Here is an 851-nt window from a genome sequence, read left to right as displayed (position 1 = left end):
GGCGAGACGATTTATTTGGTGTCGGAACAAGGGGGGCCGATTCAAGGCAAGCCTTGCCTGCCGGTGATTACGGCCTGCTGGAATCAGACGAAAGCGGATATGCTCGTGGGGGACCAGCCGGCGCTGACCAGCGCGTCTTATCTGATCTGCCAGCATCTGCCCGAAGGCTGCATTTATTTTGAAAAGACGGGCCAGGAAGATGAATAGCCGGGTGGAGGTGCAAAGAGGATGATCCATTATCATCAGCTCAAGGTCGTCTCCCCTTTTTACATACAGCGTATTACGGATCTGACTCTGGAGTGGAAGCCGGGGGAACATGGCCGGATGATCCTTCACGCCATTAGCGAGGAAGCGCGTCAGACGTCGGCTGTCCTGGGGGCTTCCGCCGAGGATGAGATTCACCTGTTCTATAGCGAAGGCGGGCAGGATATCCCCTTGTTTAAAGGAACGGTCAGCCATGTCGCGCTATCCCATATCCAGGGCGTCCATCAGGTGGTCGTTGAAGGCGTAAGCGCTTCTTATCAGATGGATATTGAAAAAAAGAAGCGTTCCTTCCCCGAGGTGAATCAAACCTACCCGGAACTCGTGTCCAAAGTGATGCAAGATTATCCGAATAGCGATGCTTTACCTAGCGCCGGTGAACAGGGAGCGGTAGGCGACGCCATCTTGCAGTACGATGAAACGGACTGGGAGCTGCTCAAGCGGCTGGCCAGCCGCTTACAGGCGGTTATCGTATGTGATATATTGGAAGCAGCAGGGCCGAAAATCTACTTTGGTATGCCTCAAGGCGCCGCCCGTACCCTGCCCGCAGGCACAGCGTATACCGCCCGCAAAAACTTAACCGCCTACAA

Annotated in this window: 1 protein-coding gene and 1 pseudogene; both read left to right on the top strand. The window is 54.9% G+C overall.

Going from position 1 to position 851, the window contains the following annotated elements; all coding sequences use genetic code 11:
* The coding region (locus L692_RS0120360) for a PAAR-like protein (RefSeq protein ID WP_025701886.1) at positions 1-207 on the top strand (207 nt) is incomplete at its 5' end.
* 21 nt (positions 208-228) lie between these two features.
* Positions 229-851, top strand: a pseudogene (locus tag L692_RS0120355) (hypothetical protein); the annotation flags it as partial.

The organism is Paenibacillus forsythiae T98, from assembly GCF_000520735.1.
GTDB classification, from domain to species: Bacteria; Bacillota; Bacilli; order Paenibacillales; family Paenibacillaceae; genus Paenibacillus_AQ; species Paenibacillus_AQ forsythiae.
The sequence above is the reverse complement of the archived record's forward strand: the minus strand, read 5'-3'. Positions and strand labels throughout refer to the sequence as shown.